The organism is Nitrosomonas sp. Is35 (assembly GCF_033063295.1).
Taxonomy (GTDB): Bacteria; Pseudomonadota; Gammaproteobacteria; order Burkholderiales; family Nitrosomonadaceae; genus Nitrosomonas.
In genome coordinates, this window is the sequence record NZ_JAWJZH010000001.1 from 1,013,331 (window position 1) to 1,031,794 (window position 18,464).

Here is an 18,464-nt window from a genome sequence, read left to right on the forward strand (position 1 = left end):
CTGATCTGACCGGCTAACAGCAGTTATTGTAACGTGTTACAGCAAAACAGTTGAATCGGATTGCGGGCGCGGCAGGAAAAACGGGAATGCAACGGCGCTATTTGGTTTGTGCAACGGCAGCGCGCGCCAGCGCCGGGTTATCCGAAAAGTATTTTTTGATGCCCAGGAACATCGCGTCCGCCATTCTATCCTGATAGCCCTTGCTGCGTAGTTTTTCTTCTTCTTTGGGGTTGCTGAGAAACGCGGTTTCCACCAGGATGGAAGGAATGTCGGGTGATTTCAGCACCGCGAAACCCGCTTGCTCGACATTTCTTTTGTGCAAGTGATTAATGCCGCCTAACTGTTTTAAAACGTATTCGGCGAGCTTCACGCTATCGTTGATAGTCGCATTCAGCGACAGATCCAGCAGCAGCTCCTTGATGTCTTTTGATTTCGAGGTGATATCGATGCCGCCCATCAAATCGCTATCAACGCTGTTTTCCTTGTTGGCAAGCCAGCTTGCCGTGGTCGAGGTGGCGCCATGTTCGGACAGCGTGAAAACCGAGGAACCGTGCGCGTGCGCTTTGGGATTGGCATCGGCATGGATCGACACGAACAAGTCGGCATTGGCGCGCCGGGCGTTAATGCGGCGTTGCGGCAGTGAAATGTAATAATCGCCGTCACGGGTCAGAACGGCGCGCATATTGGGTTCCTTGTCGATCCGCTCTTTCAGTTTTCGCGCGATCGCCAGGGTTACATCTTTCTCGTAGGTGCCCTGATTGCCGACTGCACCGGGATCCTTGCCGCCATGACCGGGATCGATGGCGACGATAATGATGCGTGGAGCTTTGCTGGGTTTGCGGTTTTGCGCAGTGGGAGACGAAGCGGGAGAATTATTGTTCTGCTTGGCTTGATTCAACTGCGGCTTGGGCGCGTGCGGCCAGACAAGCGGGGCTTGCGGGCTGGTTTTGGGTTGTTTGGCGCCGCCTTGCACCAGCGTGGCAACCAATTCATCCAAAACATCCGCTTCAAAATCCGTGCTAGCAGCAGAACCGGAGCGGGCAGTCTGATCCGCCTTGCCGGTTTTATCCGGATGATGGATATCCAGAATCAAGCGATGCGCAAAATTCTCCTTGGGCTCGATCACAAAGGTGCGCGGCACGACATTGGCTTTCAGATCGAACACCAGCCGGATGACGTGCGGTTTATATTGCCCGACGCGGATTTTCTGCACGAAAGGATCAATCGCATCGACCTTTTGCGGGAGTGCCGAAAGCGCCTGTGAGAGTTTGGTATTGCTTAAATCGATAACCACGCGGTGCGGGTTTTCCAGCATGCTTAATTCATATTCAAGCGGCTGATTGGACTCCAGGGTGATGCGCGTGTAATCCGGCGTTAATCCGACACGAACCGATTGAACGGTAGTATCTGCGGCCAGCGCTGTTTGACTGGAACCTATCCAGCAACAGAAAAAGACCAGTATAAAAAATATCAGGAAGTTTTTTTTGACGGCAGCATAGGTGTTGCTATTGGAATACGCAATCACTCGCTTTTTGGGTTGTTCCAATGTATCAAACATTGTTTTCCTGCCTCTGTGCCAGCCCGGATTTCAATCCTGCGGCCGTTGTCAAGAATGCTGAAGATGAGCTGCAAATCGGCTTCCGGCAATAAATTGCCTGCTTTTTCAGGCCATTCCACCAAACAAATTGCGTCTGAATTAAAGTAATCGCGGAAGCCTGCTTCTTCCCATTCGAGGTAATCATTGAACCGATAAAAATCAAAGTGATACAAGTATAACGCAGAGATTTTATAGATTTCAACTAAATTATAGGTAGGACTTTTGACTACATGCTGATATCCGAGGCCGTGTAGAATACCGCGCGTCAAGGTTGTTTTGCCCGCACCGAGATTGCCGCTCAGATAAATGGCCAGTCCGGAATGCAAGCAGGCAGTCAGTTTTTTACCGAATGCCAGCGTTGCCGCTTCATCTGCAAGAAAGCAGGTAACACCTTGTGCTGATTCAGTATCTGTCGAACGAGCGTTATGCAAGAAAATACCTCAACTAATAAATTGCCGGATTACACCGCCTTGGCGGCTGCCATCAAAACCTGGGGCAAGGAACTCGGATTTCACGATGTCCGCATCGCCGATGCGCAGGCGGATATGTCGGTGGTGGAATCCGGTCTGTTTCAATGGCTGGCGCAAGGATACCACGGTGACATGGATTATATGGCGAAACATGGCACCAAACGTACCCGGCCCGCCGAGCTTGAGCCCGGCACGCAGCGGGTGGTTTCGGTGTGCATGAACTATGCGCCGCCTGCTGTCAAAAATAGCTGGGATGTGATCCATGACGGTGACCGGGCCTTCATTTCGCGCTATGCGCTGGGGCGCGATTACCATAAAGTGATCCGCGCGCGACTACAAAAATTGGCCGACCGGATAACCAGCGAAGTCGGCACCTTCCAATATCGCGTATTTTCCGACAGCGCGCCGGTGATGGAAGTGGCCTGGGCGCAGAAATCCGGTCTGGGGTGGCGCGGCAAGCACACCTTATTGTTGAATCGCCAGGCCGGTTCGATGTTTTTTCTCGGTGAAATGTATATCGATTTGCCGCTGCCCGCCGACGATGCGGTGGGGGATTATTGCGGCAGTTGCTCCCGCTGCATCGATATTTGCCCGACGCAAGCGATCATCGGGCCGTATCAAGTCGACGCGCGCCGTTGCATTTCCTATCTCACCATCGAATCGAAAGACAGCATTCCCGAGCCATTGCGGCCGCTGATCGGTAACCGCATCTATGGCTGCGACGATTGCCAATTGGTATGCCCGTGGAATAAATTTGCCAAAATTACCAACGAAAACGACTTTCATGTGCGTAATGGCATGGACGATGTGTCGCTCATTGAGTTATTCGGTTGGGATCAAGCCACATTCGATGCAAAACTGGCCGGCAGCGCGATCCGCCGCATCGGTCATACGCAATGGCTGCGCAATATCGCCGTCGGTTTGGGCAATGCGCCGTATTCCGCGGAAATCGTCAGCGCACTGCAAGCGCGCGCGGACGACCCATCGCACATGCTGCGTGAGCATGTGCAGTGGGCGTTGCAGCAACAGGATCAAAAAAGAACCGCTATTCAGGAGTCATCAACATGAAAACACCATCAATCATCGGTACACCGCTGAGTGCATCGGCAAAAAAAGTCATGCTGCTCGGCAGCGGCGAGCTCGGCAAGGAAGTCATCATCGCATTGCAGCGCCTCGGCGTTGAAACCATTGCGGTGGATCGCTACGCCAACGCGCCGGGGCATCAAGTAGCGCATCGCGCGCATGTCATCAACATGGCGGATGGTCAGGCTTTGCGGGCATTGGTCGAAATGGAGCAACCCGACATCATCGTGCCGGAAATCGAAGCGATCGCCACCGACATGCTGATCGAAATCGAGCAAGCCGGTATCGCGACCGTGATCCCGACGGCCCGTGCCGCGAAACTGACGATGAATCGCGAAGGCATCCGCTGTCTGGCGGCGGAAACACTCGGTTTGCCGACATCGCCGTATGCTTTTGCCAATAGTTTGGATGAATTGCGCGCCGCGATCGACGGCAAAATCGGTTATCCCTGCATCGTCAAACCGGTCATGTCATCATCCGGAAAAGGGCAATCGCGTATCGATCAGGCCGGGGAGGTGGAAGCGGCGTGGCATTATGCCGCCAGCGGCAGCCGGGTCGATCAGGGGCGGGTCATCGTCGAAGGCGTGATCCACTTTGATTATGAAATCACGCAGCTGACAGTGCGCGCGTTGGATACGCATGGTGAAGTGCAAACGCATTTCTGCGAATCGATCGGGCATGTGCAGGTGCATGGCGATTATGTCGAAAGCTGGCAACCGCAGGCGATGTCCCTGGCGGCACTGCAACGTGCACGGGAAATCGCCAAGATCATCACCGATGATTTAGGCGGGTTGGGCATTTTTGGCGTGGAATTGTTCGTCAATGGCGACGACGTGTGGTTCAGCGAAGTCAGCCCGCGACCGCACGACACCGGTATGGTGACGATGTGCAGCCAGAAACAGAGCGAGTTCGACTTGCACGCGCGCGCGATTTTGGGGCTGCCGGTCGATACGGCGCTGCTCGCACCCGGCGCCAGCGCGGTGATTTACGGTCAACTCGAAGCCAAAGGCATCGCATTTTCCGGCGTAGCCGAAGCGCTGCAAGTACCGCAAAGCGATATCCGCCTGTTCGGCAAGCCGGAATCGTTCAAACGCCGCCGCATGGGCGTTGCGCTCGCAAATGGCGCGGATACCGGCGAAGCCCGCAGCCGTGCTAAACTTGCCGCCAGCCGGGTGACACCGATCAAAGATTAATTTTTAATCAACATGTGGGCGTCTCTAAAAATTCAGAGTTTTAGACAAGACGAGGCGAGAGCAAAAAATATTTTCGCGGCATATGATTGATATGTAAGGAAATATTTTTTGTGATCAACGAAGTATTGTAACAAAATATGAATTTTTAGAGATGCCCACATAACAAAGGAAAATATCATGACAATCGAACAACTCAACACGCAATTTGGCATCGCAGGCAAAGTGGAATTTATCGCTGGCAACGGCGGACTGCCGATGATTCAAGTGAAAACCGCCAAAGCTAAAGCACTGATTTCAATTCATGCCGGTCAGGTGTTGTCGTATCAACCCGCCGGTGAACCGGAAGATGTAATGTTCTTGAGCGCGAAAGCGTATTACCAGGACGGCAAAGCGATCAAAGGCGGCGCGCCAATTTGCTGGCCGTGGTTCGGCGCCGATCCGGAAGGCAAAGGCCGCCCCGGGCACGGTTTCGTGCGCAATCGCGGCTGGAATGTGGTGGCGACCGAGGCACTGGCCAATGGCGACATCAAAGTCACCATTGGTTTGGACGACACGCCGGAAACGCAAGCCATCTGGCCGCATGCCTTCAGTCTGCGGCAGGAAATCGTCATCGGCGACAGCTTGAATCTGTCATTGATCACGCGCAACACCGGCAAGGAAGCATTCACCATCACTCAGGCGTTTCACACTTATTTCAAGGTCGGCGACATCTCCCGCGCAAAAGTATTGGGGCTGGCCGGTTGCGATTATCTCGACAAAGCCGGTGGTGGCAGCACACAAAAACATCAATCCGGTGACGTGACCATCGATGCCGAAGTCGACCGCATCTATCTGAACGTCGGCAATACCCTGACCATCGACGACGCAGCCTTGAACCGCCGCATCCAGATCACCTCGCAAGGCAGTAAAACCGCGGTGGTGTGGAATCCCTGGGAGAAAATTGCCAAGGATATGGCGGATCTGGAAGATCACGATTACCAGCGTCTGCTGTGCGTGGAAACGACTAATGCGGCGGATGATGTTGTTGAAGTTGCGCCGGGTGGGGAGTGCCGGTTGGTGGCTAATTATCGGGTGGTGCTCGGGTAAATAATCGGTTATGAATTGGAACATGGACTCGCACCTAAGATTTGATCAAGTCAATTTTGTGATTGATATTGTTATGTCAAGATATGATCCTTTTGTGTTATTGAGCAATTTTTGATATGCAACCAACAACCTCTATTAAGTTATCGAAGCATAGCATAGAAACACAATTTGTATTTTTCTATAATATTGGAGCGCAAATACAAAAATTCACTATCCCATCAGAGGATCAGAATTTTGAAAAAAGGAAGCTTTTAGGATCTCGGTTATATGAGTCTGCTTTTTTTGATAACCCAATACCTATTATTTGCGCTGTACATTTTCATGCCAAAGATGACTATATTGTGTCTTTAAATGAAAAAGTATTGGGAAATTCTCAACCACCAATAAAACTTTCAAGACTTCCATGTACTTATTATCGAGAATTGTCCACTCATAATACTGATGCTGATAAGTTCGCTAAAAAATTAGAAGAAGTAAAAGATTTGGGCTTTTCACCTTTGGAATTCACTCTTTTTAAAAATGGGATACTAGCAGTTACTCTTAGATTAACTAACGAAGAGGAATTGGATGATTTTAAATATGTAGAATTAATTACCAGATCAAAGCAAATTGATAACAAAGATGATTTGGCTAATCTCGATGATAATTCTTGCTCGATGATGAAGCTCGCTGGGAAAATCATGAATGTGATTGAACAAAATTTAGTGAATTATTTAAATAAGCATCAAATGACAGGAATATCTCTAGCTACGGGTAAAGAAGAAGAAATTAGGTTTCATTGCACTAAACATAACTCTAATTTTTATGAAACGGAAAAAATTGATGATTTGAATGATGCTGCCTTAAATTCATTCCGTTCCTATAAAGATGGGAGATTTAATTTTCATACGTGCCTTATAACTACTACTCCATTCATTGGTACAGTAATTGATTTGTCGAACCGACATATTGGCAGGCAATCTGAAAATAAAACAGCAGCAAGAATCCATAGAGAAAGAGAGATGCAGCTTGCACTTGCATGCGCCAGAATAACTAAGGAGTTTTTAGATAATTTTAATGACCCTGAGTTATATCTCGAGCGTGAGCTACCTAGACGAAACTTATATCATCCTGGCCCGAGTATTGTATTTGTGGGGCGTAGAGGGTGGGCATGTATTGTGAGAGAAGATCGTGATTCCAAATCTTTTCAACTTCATGTGATAGAAATCGTTCTATTGGTGATCACTTCAATCCTTGCATCTACTAAATATACGAGGGATTTTATTAAGAGAGTTACAGAAGAGGGCGATGAAAAAGGAAAGAAATTTTTGTATGAATTTCAGAATGAAAAAAATAAAGTTAAGATTGATGTTAACTCAATAGTTAATTTTGCAAATTTTGTTTCAAGAATAAAACTTGGCTTGCCTCATCTTAATTTGGGAATTTTACTAAGTTCACATATCTCTACCCATACGGGTATAGCAGCCATTCGTAGATTAAAATACTTAACTAAACATGATGATCTTGTTCTGGCAGCAAACAATTTAGTTGAAAATTACAATTCCTTTTTTACGAGTATTGATGAAATTTGGAAAACTAAACAATTTCGCATAAATAAAAGGCTTTTAATTGTGGGTATAGCCAGTATTTTCATTAGTATCGCTACTACTTATTACGCAATGACGCAAAAAAATGAACCAACAAAGAATTGTGAATCAACTCAAAAGGTGCATGCTGTGCGAGGACAAGAAGTTGTAGCTTCGCAATGCCACCCAATCGAATGAATGAGAACCTCATCTTGGAACTGCTAGACCAAGCAGTAAGCAGGGAGGCATGTCTTGACATCGTGAACTCATGATAATGAATAGCTTGTCGTTTCACTTGCCAGTCACGGGCGATGCTCACGTATCCATTCCATGAGCGCTTCATCCATGCGTGTTTGCCAGCCGCTGCCGGTAGCGCGGAACGTATCGACCACTTCGCGCGATAAGCGGATGGTGATTCGTTCTTTGATAGAAAACTCTACTGTAATTCTTTAATGTTGGGAGGATTCTAGGCATTGGTCCTGTCACTCAGGGGGTATTCATGAATAATTCAGTGGGATAAGCTCTCAGCTTCGCCGGAAGTAATTTAACTGCACAAGTGGAAATATAAAGAATTACCAAAAAACTATGATCCGGTATTGGTCGCTTATTCTCGGTCCCTGCTTCGCCATAGCTCTGGCCATCAGCATGAACGCCTCCGGCTGGGACGCCAAAGCCTGCTGGGCTGGCGCCATCGTAACACTGTGTGTCGTCTGGTGGATTTTTGAGCCGATTCCGATTCCGGTGACGTCGATCATTCCGTTGGCGGTGTTTCCGCTGACGGGGGTGCTGACTAAGGGGGACATTGCGCGAGCATACGGTGACGATATGGTGTTGCTGATGCTCGGTGGTTTCATGATCTCGGCGGCGCTGGCGCATTCCGGCGCGCATCACCGGCTGGCGCTTGGGTTGATCAAGATAGTCGGCGGGCACAGTAGCCGGCGTATCGTGTTCGGGTTTTTGTGCGCCTGCGCATTCATCAGCATGTGGATTTCCAATACCGCCACCACGTTGATGATGTTGCCGCTGGCACTGGCTGTGATTGCGCAGAGTGGCGACAAAAAACTGGCTATTCCGTTGTTGTTGTCGGTTGCTTACGGCAGCAGTATCGGCGGATTGGGGGCGCCGATCGGTACGCCGCCGAATCTGGTGTTCATGCGCGAGTACGAGAGTTTTACCGGGATTACGGTGAGTTTTACGCAGTGGATGAGCTGGGGCGTGCCGGTGGTGGTGTTGATGGTGCCGCTGGCCGGATTGTGGCTGACCCGGCAGTTACGGCATACAGGTGAATTGACGATGCCGCCCGCTGGACCTTGGCGTGCGGAAGAATGGCGCATGCTGCTGATTTTCGGTTTGACCGTGCTGGCGTGGGTTACGCGCAATGAGCCGTTCGGCGGCTGGAGCGTCTGGCTGGGTTTGAAAGGCGCGACCGATGCGACGGTGGCATTGCTCGCCGTGGTGGTGATGTTTTTGATTCCGAACGGCCGTGGCGGTAAGTTGCTGGATTGGGATACCGCGGTCAAGGTGCCGTGGGGTATTTTGATTTTGTTTGCCGGAGGGATTGCGATTGCGCAGGCATTCATGGAAACCGGATTGTCGCAAGCGGTGGGCGAGCAGTTGTCCGTTTTGTCCGGTCTGCATCCGTTGATCATCATTGTATTCGTTGCACTATCGGTTACTTTTCTGACTGAAATAACGAGTAATACGGCCATCACCGTTCTGTTGATGCCCATTCTCGGTCCGGCTGCGCTAGCCGCCAATGTCGATCCCGCGCTGCTGATGCTGCCAGCCGCGATGGCCGCCAGCTATGGTTTCATGATGCCGGTCGGCACGCCGCCGAATGCTATCGTGTTCGGCACCGGTCTGGTGCCGATGACCAGCATGGCGCGGGAAGGCCTGGTACTTAACTTTATTGGGGCTGCGGTGATTACGGTGGTGTGTTATTGGCTGGTCGGTTGATTAATCAAGTCTCGATGCAGATCGTTGCCGTATCTTCCCCAATCGAAACAACGCCCCGGATCGGTTTTGCGCCGGGAGGGGATGTCAGAGTATCCGGCGATCCTTGATCAGGTAGCGATCGCATAAGCACTGTGTCAAAGGAGTTAAAGCGGTTTTGTGCGCAACTGCGACTGGAATGTGATAGCTACCACATATTCATGAAGGTGAACGGTTTTTCGTTTCACCTGCAAATCATGGACGGTGCTCTCGTATCCACTCCAGGAGCGCTTCATCCATGCGTGTTTGCCAGCCGCTGCCGGTAGCGCGGAACGATTCAACCACTTCGCGCGATAAGCGGATGGTGATTCGTTCTTTGGTTACAGCCGCGCGCGGCCGGCCTACTCGTTTCAATTTCGCAAACTCGGCATCGGTTAGCGGTAAAGCATCCGGATCGGACATCGCGGCTGCGTTGATGGCAGCATCTTCTTCCGGGGTCGGTAGATACACTCTTTTGCCTGATTTAGTCTTGAGATACATAGCGTTTAATCTCTCTAGCATTTGCCTTGCGCAGGCTAATAATGCGGCGATAGTCGCCGCGGTCGGTAAATACCACATAAAATAAGCGTGTTTCGATGAGCGCGAGGGCGATGATGCGTACTTCACCGTATTCCATGCGCGTATCCTGCCACAATTGAGCGGATTCCCAATCAAGTTCAGAAGCCAGCGCCATTGATACGCCATGTTTGGTGATATTGACAGCATCTTTGGCGGGATCGAATGTGATTTTCACGCACATATTGTGCATACAGAAATAATCTTGATCAAGTTATTTTTGTATGCATGGCAAGGGACTGCGTTCTAATATCACTTATTCATGGAGGTGGAGTAATAACAGGAATTCCAGCATAACAGCGCTAGGAGTCCGTTTTGACATGACGACCATGCAATGAATGAAACATCAAACTGAGATTAGATTCTGTCTTAAAATTTCTTCTGTTTGGCGAACCATAAAGCTGTTGATCCAAGCAAAGCAGTGCTACAGTTTTTCATGGCCGATTGAGATATGCCTGGCCGCAAGGAATAAATCGCCGCGATTTACATCGGCGGTGTAGCGCCGCCAATCGAAACAAGGCCCCGGATCGGTTTTGCGGCCGGGGGCGATGTCGGAGTGTCCGGCGATATCCTTGACCGGGTAGTGATCGCACAAGCACTGTGTCAGAGCAGCCAAAGCGGTATATTGCGCATCGGTAAACGGTGTGGTGTCGCTGCCTTCCAGCTCGATACCGATGGAGAAATCGTTGCAACGTTCCCGGCCTTGCCATTGCGAAACACCGGCATGCCAAGCGCGTTGCATACAAGGCACAAACTGAATGATCGTGCCATCGCGGCGGATAAAGAAATGCGCTGAGACTTTCAATCCCTGTAACGTTTGATAATAAGGATGTGCCTGCGGGTCGATTTGATTGGTGAACAATTCGATTACGCCGTCGCCGCCGAATTCGTCTGGCGGGAGACTGATATTGTGGATCACCAGTAAGCTGATTTCCGTGCCCGCCGGGCGTTCATCGCAATTGGGCGAAGCGATAAATTGAGCGGAATCCAGAAGACCTGCGGCATCGATTGGCATGCGTTAAAATAAGCCGATAATTAACTGATCGCGCATGGTAGCGTACCTTCATAAAACTTGAAAACCGGAATCGCATGAAGCAAGGTAAATTCATTACGCTGGAAGGCATCGACGGCGCGGGCAAATCGACGCAGCTGGCCTGGATTGTCGAGCTATTGCAGCGTGTGGGAATCCCCTCTGTGGTTACCCGCGAACCGGGTGGAACCGCTTTGGGGGAAAAGCTGCGCGATATATTGCTTGATGGATCGTTCATGATTTACCCTGAAACGGAAGCGCTGTTGATGTTCGCTGCTCGCCGTGAGCATCTTGGAAGAGTGATCTTGCCCGCGTTAACGAAAGGTCAATGGGTCATATCGGACCGCTTTACCGATGCCAGCTTTGCGTATCAAGGCGGCGGACGGGGACTGGATACCGCTAAACTGGAAATTCTCGAACACTGGGTGCAGGGCGCTTTGCAGCCGGATTTGACGCTGTATTTCGATGTGCCGGTGGAAGTGGGGCAGCAACGTGTCAGTCAAGGGGGAAGCATAGATCGATTCGAGCAAGAAAAAGCGGAGTTTTTCCAGCGTGTGCGCGCAGCGTATCTGGACCGGGCCCGGCAGTTTCCCGGCCGCATTAAAATCATCGACAGCAGCCAATCCTTAGCGGAAGTCAAAGCGGCAGTTGAACAGACATTGCGGCCTTTGTTGAACAATGTCTGATATTTATAGCTGGCAACACGATATCTGGCAGAAATTGACGCACAGCCGTCAATTCCAGGGGCACGCGCTGCTGCTCAAAGGCAAAAAGGGCACCGGTAAATACGAATTTGCCCGTCAATTAGCGAAGTCATTACTGTGTACAGCACCAGCAACCGGACAAAAAGCGTGTGGAGCGTGCTTGAGTTGCGGCTGGTTTGAGCAAGCTAGCCATCCCAATTTTTATCAGGTCATGCCGGAAGCGTTGCTCGCCAATTCAGATAGTAGTGCTGAAAAAGAAGACAGTGAAGAAAAATCCGGCGGCGCCGCACCGAAAAAAAGCGCCAGCCAGCAAATTGGCGTTGAGCAAATCCGCAAACTGACCGACTTTGTCTACATGAGCGGGCATCAGAACGGTCTCAAAATCATCCTGATTTATCCGGCGGAAACCATGAACAGCGCGGCAGCCAATGCACTGTTGAAAAAACTCGAGGAGCCACCGGAGCAGGTATTGTTTCTGCTGGTGACGCATCAAGCGCAGCGTTTGTTGCCGACCATCCGCAGCCGCTGCCAGCAAATCGCGATGCCGCTACCGGATGCGGCGGCAGCGCTAGCTTGGTTAAAACAGCAGGAAGTCAGCGACCCTGAAGCCAGTCTGGCGGCCGCCGGTTTTTCTCCGTTAACCGCGCTGCTGCTGGCTAAAGGAGAAAATGCAGCGCAATACGGGCAATTCATCGAGCAAATCGGCCATCCCAGCCGGTTGGATCCGCTGTCCCTGGCGGAAGCTTTGCAACAAACCAATCTATCCATCGTCGTCAATTGGCTGCAAAAATGGTGTTACGACCTGGTCAGCTATCGCACCAGCGGAAAAATCCGCTACTACGTGAAACAGTTACCGGCCATCCAGGCGCTCAGCCAGCACATGGATTTGCCCGGGTGTGTGGCCTTCACCCGGGGGCTTAACGCCAAGCAGCAGTTATCGCATCATCCGCTGAATCCGCGCTTGTTTCTGGAAGAGATGTTCATCGCGTATGCCGCCATGATGACGCGGAAATAATCACAGCTTATTTCTTTTCATACGTTTCATCGGCTTTCAGCACTTTCAGCGCCGCACTTGCACAGACTTCATCGAACTCAATGCCCGGCGCGCCGCCGACACCGATGCCACCGACCACTTCACCGCCAATCTTGATCGGGAAGCCGCCGCCCAATAACAAAATATTCTCGTTCAAGCGCGTCAAACTTTGCAACTCCGGCTTTTGCGCGACCAGCACGGCGTATTTGTGCGTCGAATCGCGCAAGCTGTTGGCGGTGTAGGCCTTGCGGCGGCTGCTATCCAACGTGTGCGGCCCGGCGCCGTCGGCTTTCAATTGCACCTTGAGCAAGCCGGATTGATCGACAATCGCCACGCTGACTTTGAAGCCATCGTCGTGACATTTTTTGATTGCCGCCATCGCCGCCTGGGTTGATAATTCCAGCGGTAAAACCTTTTGTGTGGGGAAATCCTGCGCGAAAGACAAGGTGGATAATAAGCACAGCGATAGCGCTGAAACACTGACTGCAACTTGTTTAAGTGTGTTGGTCATGATCAAGTCCTTTGGGTCAATTATTAGGGATGTATTGAGGCACGCAGTGAGATTATCACTGCTTTCAAGTAAAGGAGGCAACATGATTACAAAAACGATCGATTATCAGGATGGCAGCACACCACTCGAAGGCTATCTGGCGTATCACGAAACCGGCGCGCCGAAACCTGCTGTACTGGTGGCGCACGACTGGAGCGGGCGGCGCGAGCTGGCGTGTAAGGGCGCTGAAAGAATCGCCGATATGGGTTACGCCGGTTTTGCGCTGGATATGTACGGCAAAGGCATCTTCGGTGCGGATGGCGACGCGGACAGAAACGGCGCGTTGATGGCGCCGTTTGCGCAAGACCGGGCATTGCTGCGCCGCAGAATCAACGCCGCGCTGCACGCCGTGCGGCAACTGCCCCAAGTGGACGCATCAAGAGTTGCGGCAATGGGTTACTGCTTCGGCGGTCTATGCGTGCTGGAACTGGCACGCTCCGGCGCGGATGTCAAAGGCGTGATCAGCATCCACGGTATCTTCGCGCCGGGCAATGTTCCCAACGAAACCATCATCGCCAAAATACTCTGCCTGCACGGCCACGACGACCCGATGGTGCCGCCCGAACAAGTGCTAGCGTTTGAGACCGAAATGACCCGCGCCAACGCCGATTGGCAAGTGCACGTCTACGGCGGAACGATGCACGCCTTCACCAACCCGAAAGCTAATAATCCTGGCTTTGGCACGGTGTACAAGGAAGTGGCGGCGAGTCGGGCTTATCGATCGATTGCGGATTTTTTAGTCGAGGTCTTGGTATAGATAATTTTTTCTTGGTTTATTGATACTATTGGCATTAATTGTGGGAAAAATATCGTCTACTAGATAAATTTATAGCAGATGATTCTTTATGATATAAGCGATAGGATTTAGCAGAGGTGTCTACTTTGAATAGACAATTTAATAAACGGTAGTAAAGTGATTACTGAAAATATGAATTCTGATAAAGAAGAAATCGAAGGTCTTGGTAATGATGAAGATGCCTCTTTGGGTGATTACCCAATCGACACACTACTAATTCGAAATGAACCACGAACAGTTCATGATGTATTACGTCGAATTAAATCGGGTGGTTATGTTATGGACCCAGACTTTCAACGTGATTTTATCTGGTCGGAAGATAAACAAAGTAAGCTGATCGAATCTGTGTTGATGAGAATACCGTTACCTGTATTCTATTTAGGCGAGGACGATCACGGCAGAATGATTGTTGTTGATGGTTTGCAAAGGCTTTCAACTTTTGATCGTTTTGTAAATAACGAACTTCGATTAAAGCTTCCACAACAAACTGAATTAGATAATAAGTTCTTTAAAAATCTTTCTCCTAAGCTTCAGAACCGAGTCGAAGATTGTAATTTAATTCTTTACATTATTGATGCCAAGGTGCCTGATCGAGCAAGGTTAGATATCTTTGAACGCGTAAATAGTGGTGTGCCATTGACCAGACAACAAATGCGTAACTGTTTGTATGACGGGAAAGCCACTAAATTTCTGAAAGAAGAAGCTAAAAAAGATCTTTTCATAAAAGCAACAGGAGACAGTCTTTCAGCCAAAACTATGCGAGATAAAGAATTTGTTAATCGCTTTTGTGCATTCCGAATATTGCCACTTAATGCATATAAGGGTGATATGGACGAATGGCTCGCTATGGCATTAAAAGAAATGAATAAATTTGATGAGGCATCGTTATTCAAGCTCTCCAATGAATTTCAAAATTCTCTACAAAACAATTTTATGCTTTTTAATGAGCATGCTTTCCGCAAGCATATACCTGGACAAGTCAAACGGGGGATCCTAAATGCTTCACTTTGGGATGTTATGATCACAGGATTGGCTCAATATACCAATGATCAAGTAAGGCGATATGCGGATGATCTTAAATCCTATTTTTATATCTTACTTGAGGATGATGCTTTTGTTTCTTCCATTACTTATGGCCCAAACAGCACTAGTAATGTGAAGTTTCGTTTTGAAGCAACTCAAAAAATGTTTAAGGAGGTGTTTGGTGCTAACGCGTCTTGATCTTCGTTACTTCAAATGTTTTGAGTTACTTCGATTACCTCTCGGACATCTAACACTTTTATCAGGAACTAACGCATCGGGCAAATCATCAGTATTACAAGCTTTAGTCTTACTTCATCAGACAATGCGTGAACACGAGTGGTCTACACGATTGATGTTAAACGGGGAAGCTATAAAATTAGGCACGGTTTCAGATGTTGTTGATAAACTTCATGGCAGAAAAAGCCTTAGTATTGGTGTAATAGACCATCACAAAACGTATTCGTGGAGTTTTAGTGGAGAGCGATCTGAACTGTCTATGTCGGTTGATCATGTAATGGTAGATCAGGATTGCATTAATCAACCAGAACGTTTACGTCATTTGCTTTCGCCTGAACTCACTACATCATTGGCTAATCGTCTAAAAAACCTTACCTACATTACTGCCGAGCGTATCGGTCCGCGTGAAGTTTATGCGCTTGAAGATCGTCAAATTGCTTCTGTTGTTGGACCCGCAGGTGAACATGCAGTGAGTGTGCTGCATTGGGGGCGAGACGAACCCGTTTTGGATGGATTGGTTATTCAAGATGTAATAAATAAACGTTTGCATCAACTTGAAGCGCGTATGCAGATGTTTTTTCCAGGGTGCGGGTTAGAGGTGCAGCAGGTTCCGAGAGTGAATGCTGTCACACTAGGATTACGTACTTCCGATGCGACAGATTTTCACCGTCCAATCCACGTAGGCTTTGGCCTTACGCAAGTATTACCTATCGTGATCGCCGCGCTCTCTGCTGCTGAAGAGGACATCCTGTTGATTGAAAACCCAGAGGTACATCTGCATCCTGCAGGGCAGATGTTTATGGGGCAATTTTTAGCAGAAATTGCTAATGCTGGGATACAGGTTATCGTGGAAACGCATAGTGATCATGTACTTAATGGTATTCGTCGATTCGTTAAATCGGGCCGGATTCAACCAGAAAAGATTGCACTGCATTTTTTTAGATCAAGCTCTTCTATTGATATAGCACAAGTAGTTAGTCCACAAATAGATGAGAGAGGGAATATTAATTCATGGCCAGATGGATTCTTTGATCAATTTGATAAAGACATGAATTACTTTGCTGGATGGGAATGATGGAAGTTCTGCTAAATGATTTGTCTCTTCATGGGCAATTTGCAAGTATCCATGACTTTCAAAATGCCATCCGTTCTATTATGCGCATGCGAAATAAGGTGCAGCAGTTTGGGCGTGAGTTGTATTGCCATCGAAATTTAGTATTGGCTAAGGTTACTTACGAAATGACAATGCAGCAGGCTGTCATGTATTTTGACCAAAATGAGCGCAGAGCAATAATGGGATGGCTAACACAATATGGGCCATTCTGGGAAGATAGTCGCAATCATGGGCCAGATGATTATTTTGAATCCCAAAAACAGATAGTGACCGATACGGCCTTAGGAGAAGCTGCGTATCGTTGTTTTAGTGGAAGTGAATATCAATTAATTAGCTTAGCAACTTCAGATTGGTTGTTTACGCCGATACGTGTTGTTTGGTATCGCGATGACCAAATAACAGATATCGATGTTTTTAATCATTGGAAAACCAACACACTTGAAACTGCTCTACAAGTATCTTCGCCATTAATACAATCTTGGGAACAACTGGCTTCAACTATGCGAGGTCGTTGTGCCAACTTAATTTTTGCTGCTGATAGCTTTAAACCATTGCGCGGGCATCCCTTTGTTAGTAGTGCAGCTCAACGCATTGTTGAGCTTTTGCAAATTTTGGATAAGTTGAAAAGTTGTTTTGATACCCAAGGACAGAGGACGGCTGAAGGACATGAGATTTATCAGAATCATTTTACAGGTAACAAGGCTTGGTTTACTGACTCCTCAGATAGTGAAAAAACTGAATTTAAAGCAGAGCTTACTTTCAGTCACCCAGAGAATGAAAGTGAAACCTTATTCTGTACTTGGCATGGAAAAATAAAAACTCCTCAGTTCCGTATTCATTTTTCTTTTCCTATAAGTGGAAATGAACCTTTGTATGTAGTTTACGTCGGCCCGAAACTTACTAAGCGATAATCGTTATTTCCTACAACCGCTCCAACAAAATCTGCCTGATTCCCTCATCACTCAACACAATCGGATTAGTTTTCATGCTGTTGCCGCGGCAATTGGCGATGACTTTGTCGAGTCCGGCTTCCTGCAAGCCGTAATGCGAGAGGCGTGGCAGGGCGAGTTCGTCGGTCCATTGTGTCAACAAATCGATTAGGGCATTAAAAGCCGTTTCCGGGTCGATAAAGCGTTTTTCACAGAGAATTTCCGCAACGTGTAAATATTTCGCCAGTGCTTGGTTGTTGGGTTCTCGCGCTAATAAGCTGTGTATATTGACGCGGGTGGCGGCTGCGACCAGGGTGCCGCAGACGGCGCCGTGCGGGATCGGGTAGAAAGCGCCGAGCGGCGAAGCCAGGCCGTGCACCGAGCCCAAGCCCACTTGTGCTAGTGTGATGCCGGAGAGCAGGGCGGCGTACGCCATTTTTTCGCGATGGCGCGCCAGGTCGCCGTGTTGACGGTAAAGCGGAATCAGCGCATCGCGGGCGGCTTGCAGGCCGCTGATGGCCAGCGCGTCGGTGAATGCATTGGATTTTGTCGATACGTACGATTCCAGCAATTGCGTCAGCGCGTCCATGCCGTTGGCGGCGATCACACTGGCCGGGCAACTGGCCAGTAAGTCCGGGTCGACGATGGCGTATTCGGCGACCAATTTGTCGTGGCGGAAAGATTTCTTGAAACCGTTTTCGCCTTGCACGCTGAGTACGGCATTTTTGGTCGCTTCGCTACCGGTACCGGCAGTCGTCGGTACGGCGATGAACGGGATGGCAGGACCTTGGTAGGGTAATTCCGGGCCGACGCCTTCCAGGTAATCCATTACCGAGCGTTGTACTGGTAATAGTCCGGCTACGGCTTTGGCGGCATCCAATGCGCTGCCGCCACCGATGCCAACCACGGCCGCAAAACGATCATTGGCATAAGTTCTGACGAGATCATCGATCAAAGCAGGAGAGGGCTCTTCCGCTACTGTGCAGTGCTGCCAGCCGATTGCGCGTTGCGCAAGCTGATCAATCAAATAGGACCAATGTCCAGTATCGGTAAAGGAACGCGCGCCGGTAATCAGCAGGACGCGCGCGCCATAACTCGCGATAATATCCGGTAGTTTCTGTAAGGCGCCTGCGCCAAATTCGATGCGCGGCAATCGGGCGATGGAGAATGGTGTCATTGGCCGCTCACGATCGGATACAAACCGTCATAAACGATGCCCTTGCGCGGCTCGGCCATCCAATCCGCCACGGTATCGCGCCAGGCCAGATAATGCGCGGTTTCTTTATGCGCAGCCGCGTCCCGCTGGGTTTTGTAGGCTTCGTAAAATACAAATTTTGCCGGATCGTCCGTGGATTGCAGAATGTCAAAGCGCACGTTGCCCGGTTCGCGAATGGAGTTTTCGTGATTTAACCGGCAAGCAGCCTTGAATGCATCGATTTTTTCCGGTTTGACTGAAACATAGACAATGGTGACATACATGATCTGAGTCCTCAGTGTTGGATGGGTT

20 protein-coding genes are annotated in these 18,464 nt (G+C 49.3%); 11 read left to right on the forward strand and 9 right to left on the reverse strand.

From position 1 onward, the window contains the following. Positions 1 to 97: 97 nt before the first annotated feature. Positions 98 to 1,558, reverse strand: coding sequence for an N-acetylmuramoyl-L-alanine amidase (locus R2083_RS04555; protein ID WP_317537678.1), 1,461 nt, complete (start codon positions 1,556 to 1,558; stop codon positions 98 to 100). Then, positions 1,522 to 2,028 (reverse strand): tRNA (adenosine(37)-N6)-threonylcarbamoyltransferase complex ATPase subunit type 1 TsaE, encoded by a 507-nt coding sequence (tsaE, locus tag R2083_RS04560; protein ID WP_317537679.1) that lies wholly within the window; start codon positions 2,026 to 2,028, stop codon positions 1,522 to 1,524. Before tsaE ends, R2083_RS04555 begins: the two co-directional genes overlap by 37 nt. On the opposite strand from tsaE, the gene queG reads away from it, so the two are divergent. The 4 genes from queG (at position 2,023) to R2083_RS04580 (ending at position 7,192) form a co-directional block, all read left to right on the forward strand. Further along, a complete protein-coding gene (gene queG, locus R2083_RS04565) occupies positions 2,023 to 3,135 on the forward strand; it encodes a tRNA epoxyqueuosine(34) reductase QueG (RefSeq protein ID WP_317537680.1) in 1,113 nt (370 codons plus the stop codon). The two genes, tsaE and queG, sit on opposite strands and share 6 nt — an antisense overlap. Next, complete coding sequence (gene purT, locus R2083_RS04570) at positions 3,132 to 4,343, forward strand: formate-dependent phosphoribosylglycinamide formyltransferase (protein ID WP_317537681.1); 1,212 nt, start codon at positions 3,132 to 3,134, stop codon at positions 4,341 to 4,343. The genes queG and purT overlap by 4 nt, the downstream gene beginning before the upstream one ends. Positions 4,344 to 4,520: 177 nt before the next feature. Beyond that, positions 4,521 to 5,429, forward strand: a complete 909-nt coding sequence (locus R2083_RS04575) for a D-hexose-6-phosphate mutarotase (RefSeq protein WP_317537682.1) — start codon at positions 4,521 to 4,523, stop codon at positions 5,427 to 5,429. Positions 5,430 to 5,545: 116 nt separating this feature from the next. Further along, the gene (locus R2083_RS04580) at positions 5,546 to 7,192 is read left to right on the forward strand and encodes a hypothetical protein (RefSeq protein ID WP_317537683.1); all 1,647 of its coding nucleotides are present in this window, start codon (positions 5,546 to 5,548) and stop codon (positions 7,190 to 7,192) included. Between the two features lie 104 nt (positions 7,193 to 7,296). Here the strand turns inward: R2083_RS04580 and R2083_RS04585 are convergent, their stop codons facing one another. After that, positions 7,297 to 7,440, reverse strand: a complete 144-nt coding sequence (locus tag R2083_RS04585) for a BrnA antitoxin family protein (RefSeq protein WP_317538973.1) — start codon at positions 7,438 to 7,440, stop codon at positions 7,297 to 7,299. 139 nt (positions 7,441 to 7,579) lie between these two features. Here R2083_RS04585 and R2083_RS04590 point away from each other — a divergent pair, with 139 nt between their 5' ends. Next, the gene (locus tag R2083_RS04590; RefSeq protein WP_317537684.1) at positions 7,580 to 8,950 is read left to right on the forward strand and encodes an SLC13 family permease; all 1,371 of its coding nucleotides are present in this window, start codon (positions 7,580 to 7,582) and stop codon (positions 8,948 to 8,950) included. A 231-nt stretch (positions 8,951 to 9,181) separates the two neighbouring features. Here R2083_RS04590 and R2083_RS04595 read toward each other — a convergent pair whose 3' ends face one another. From R2083_RS04595 to ampD, 3 genes are all read right to left on the reverse strand, one after another. Continuing rightward, the gene (locus R2083_RS04595) at positions 9,182 to 9,436 is read right to left on the reverse strand and encodes a BrnA antitoxin family protein (RefSeq protein ID WP_317537685.1); all 255 of its coding nucleotides are present in this window, start codon (positions 9,434 to 9,436) and stop codon (positions 9,182 to 9,184) included. A 13-nt stretch (positions 9,437 to 9,449) separates the two neighbouring features. Further along, the gene (locus R2083_RS04600) at positions 9,450 to 9,725 is read right to left on the reverse strand and encodes a BrnT family toxin (protein ID WP_317538974.1); all 276 of its coding nucleotides are present in this window, start codon (positions 9,723 to 9,725) and stop codon (positions 9,450 to 9,452) included. A gap of 240 nt (positions 9,726 to 9,965) precedes the next feature. Beyond that, positions 9,966 to 10,556: a 1,6-anhydro-N-acetylmuramyl-L-alanine amidase AmpD gene (ampD, locus tag R2083_RS04605; protein ID WP_317537686.1), complete on the reverse strand. Its 591-nt coding sequence runs from the start codon at positions 10,554 to 10,556 to the stop codon at positions 9,966 to 9,968. A 74-nt stretch (positions 10,557 to 10,630) separates the two neighbouring features. On the opposite strand from ampD, the gene tmk reads away from it, so the two are divergent. Then, positions 10,631 to 11,257 (forward strand): dTMP kinase, encoded by a 627-nt coding sequence (gene tmk, locus R2083_RS04610; protein WP_317537687.1) that lies wholly within the window; start codon positions 10,631 to 10,633, stop codon positions 11,255 to 11,257. Next, a complete protein-coding gene (gene holB, locus R2083_RS04615; RefSeq protein ID WP_317537688.1) occupies positions 11,250 to 12,290 on the forward strand; it encodes a DNA polymerase III subunit delta' in 1,041 nt (346 codons plus the stop codon). The genes tmk and holB overlap by 8 nt, the downstream gene beginning before the upstream one ends. Before the next feature lie 7 nt (positions 12,291 to 12,297). Here holB and R2083_RS04620 read toward each other — a convergent pair whose 3' ends face one another. Then, positions 12,298 to 12,819 carry a GlcG/HbpS family heme-binding protein gene (locus tag R2083_RS04620; RefSeq protein ID WP_160817069.1) on the reverse strand — a complete coding sequence of 174 codons (522 nt, stop codon included), beginning with the start codon at positions 12,817 to 12,819 and terminating at the stop codon, positions 12,298 to 12,300. 82 nt (positions 12,820 to 12,901) lie between these two features. On the opposite strand from R2083_RS04620, the gene R2083_RS04625 reads away from it, so the two are divergent. The 4 genes from R2083_RS04625 to R2083_RS04640 all read left to right on the forward strand — a co-directional run bounded on the left by R2083_RS04625 (position 12,902) and on the right by R2083_RS04640 (position 16,939). Further along, the gene (locus R2083_RS04625) at positions 12,902 to 13,615 is read left to right on the forward strand and encodes a dienelactone hydrolase family protein (protein ID WP_317537689.1); all 714 of its coding nucleotides are present in this window, start codon (positions 12,902 to 12,904) and stop codon (positions 13,613 to 13,615) included. Positions 13,616 to 13,771: 156 nt separating this feature from the next. Further along, positions 13,772 to 14,875, forward strand: a complete 1,104-nt coding sequence (locus tag R2083_RS04630; RefSeq protein WP_317537690.1) for a DUF262 domain-containing protein — start codon at positions 13,772 to 13,774, stop codon at positions 14,873 to 14,875. Further along, complete coding sequence (locus tag R2083_RS04635; protein WP_317537691.1) at positions 14,859 to 15,989, forward strand: AAA family ATPase; 1,131 nt, start codon at positions 14,859 to 14,861, stop codon at positions 15,987 to 15,989. Before R2083_RS04630 ends, R2083_RS04635 begins: the two co-directional genes overlap by 17 nt. Next, entirely contained in the window at positions 15,986 to 16,939 is a 954-nt protein-coding gene (locus tag R2083_RS04640; protein WP_317537692.1) for a hypothetical protein, read from the forward strand. The genes R2083_RS04635 and R2083_RS04640 overlap by 4 nt, the downstream gene beginning before the upstream one ends. Before the next feature lie 10 nt (positions 16,940 to 16,949). On the opposite strand, the gene R2083_RS04645 is transcribed toward R2083_RS04640, so the two are convergent. Further along, positions 16,950 to 18,134 carry an iron-containing alcohol dehydrogenase gene (locus R2083_RS04645; RefSeq protein ID WP_317537693.1) on the reverse strand — a complete coding sequence of 395 codons (1,185 nt, stop codon included), beginning with the start codon at positions 18,132 to 18,134 and terminating at the stop codon, positions 16,950 to 16,952. Next, entirely contained in the window at positions 18,131 to 18,436 is a 306-nt protein-coding gene (locus R2083_RS04650; protein ID WP_317537694.1) for an antibiotic biosynthesis monooxygenase, read from the reverse strand. The genes R2083_RS04645 and R2083_RS04650 overlap by 4 nt, the downstream gene beginning before the upstream one ends. Positions 18,437 to 18,464: the final 28 nt, after the last annotated feature.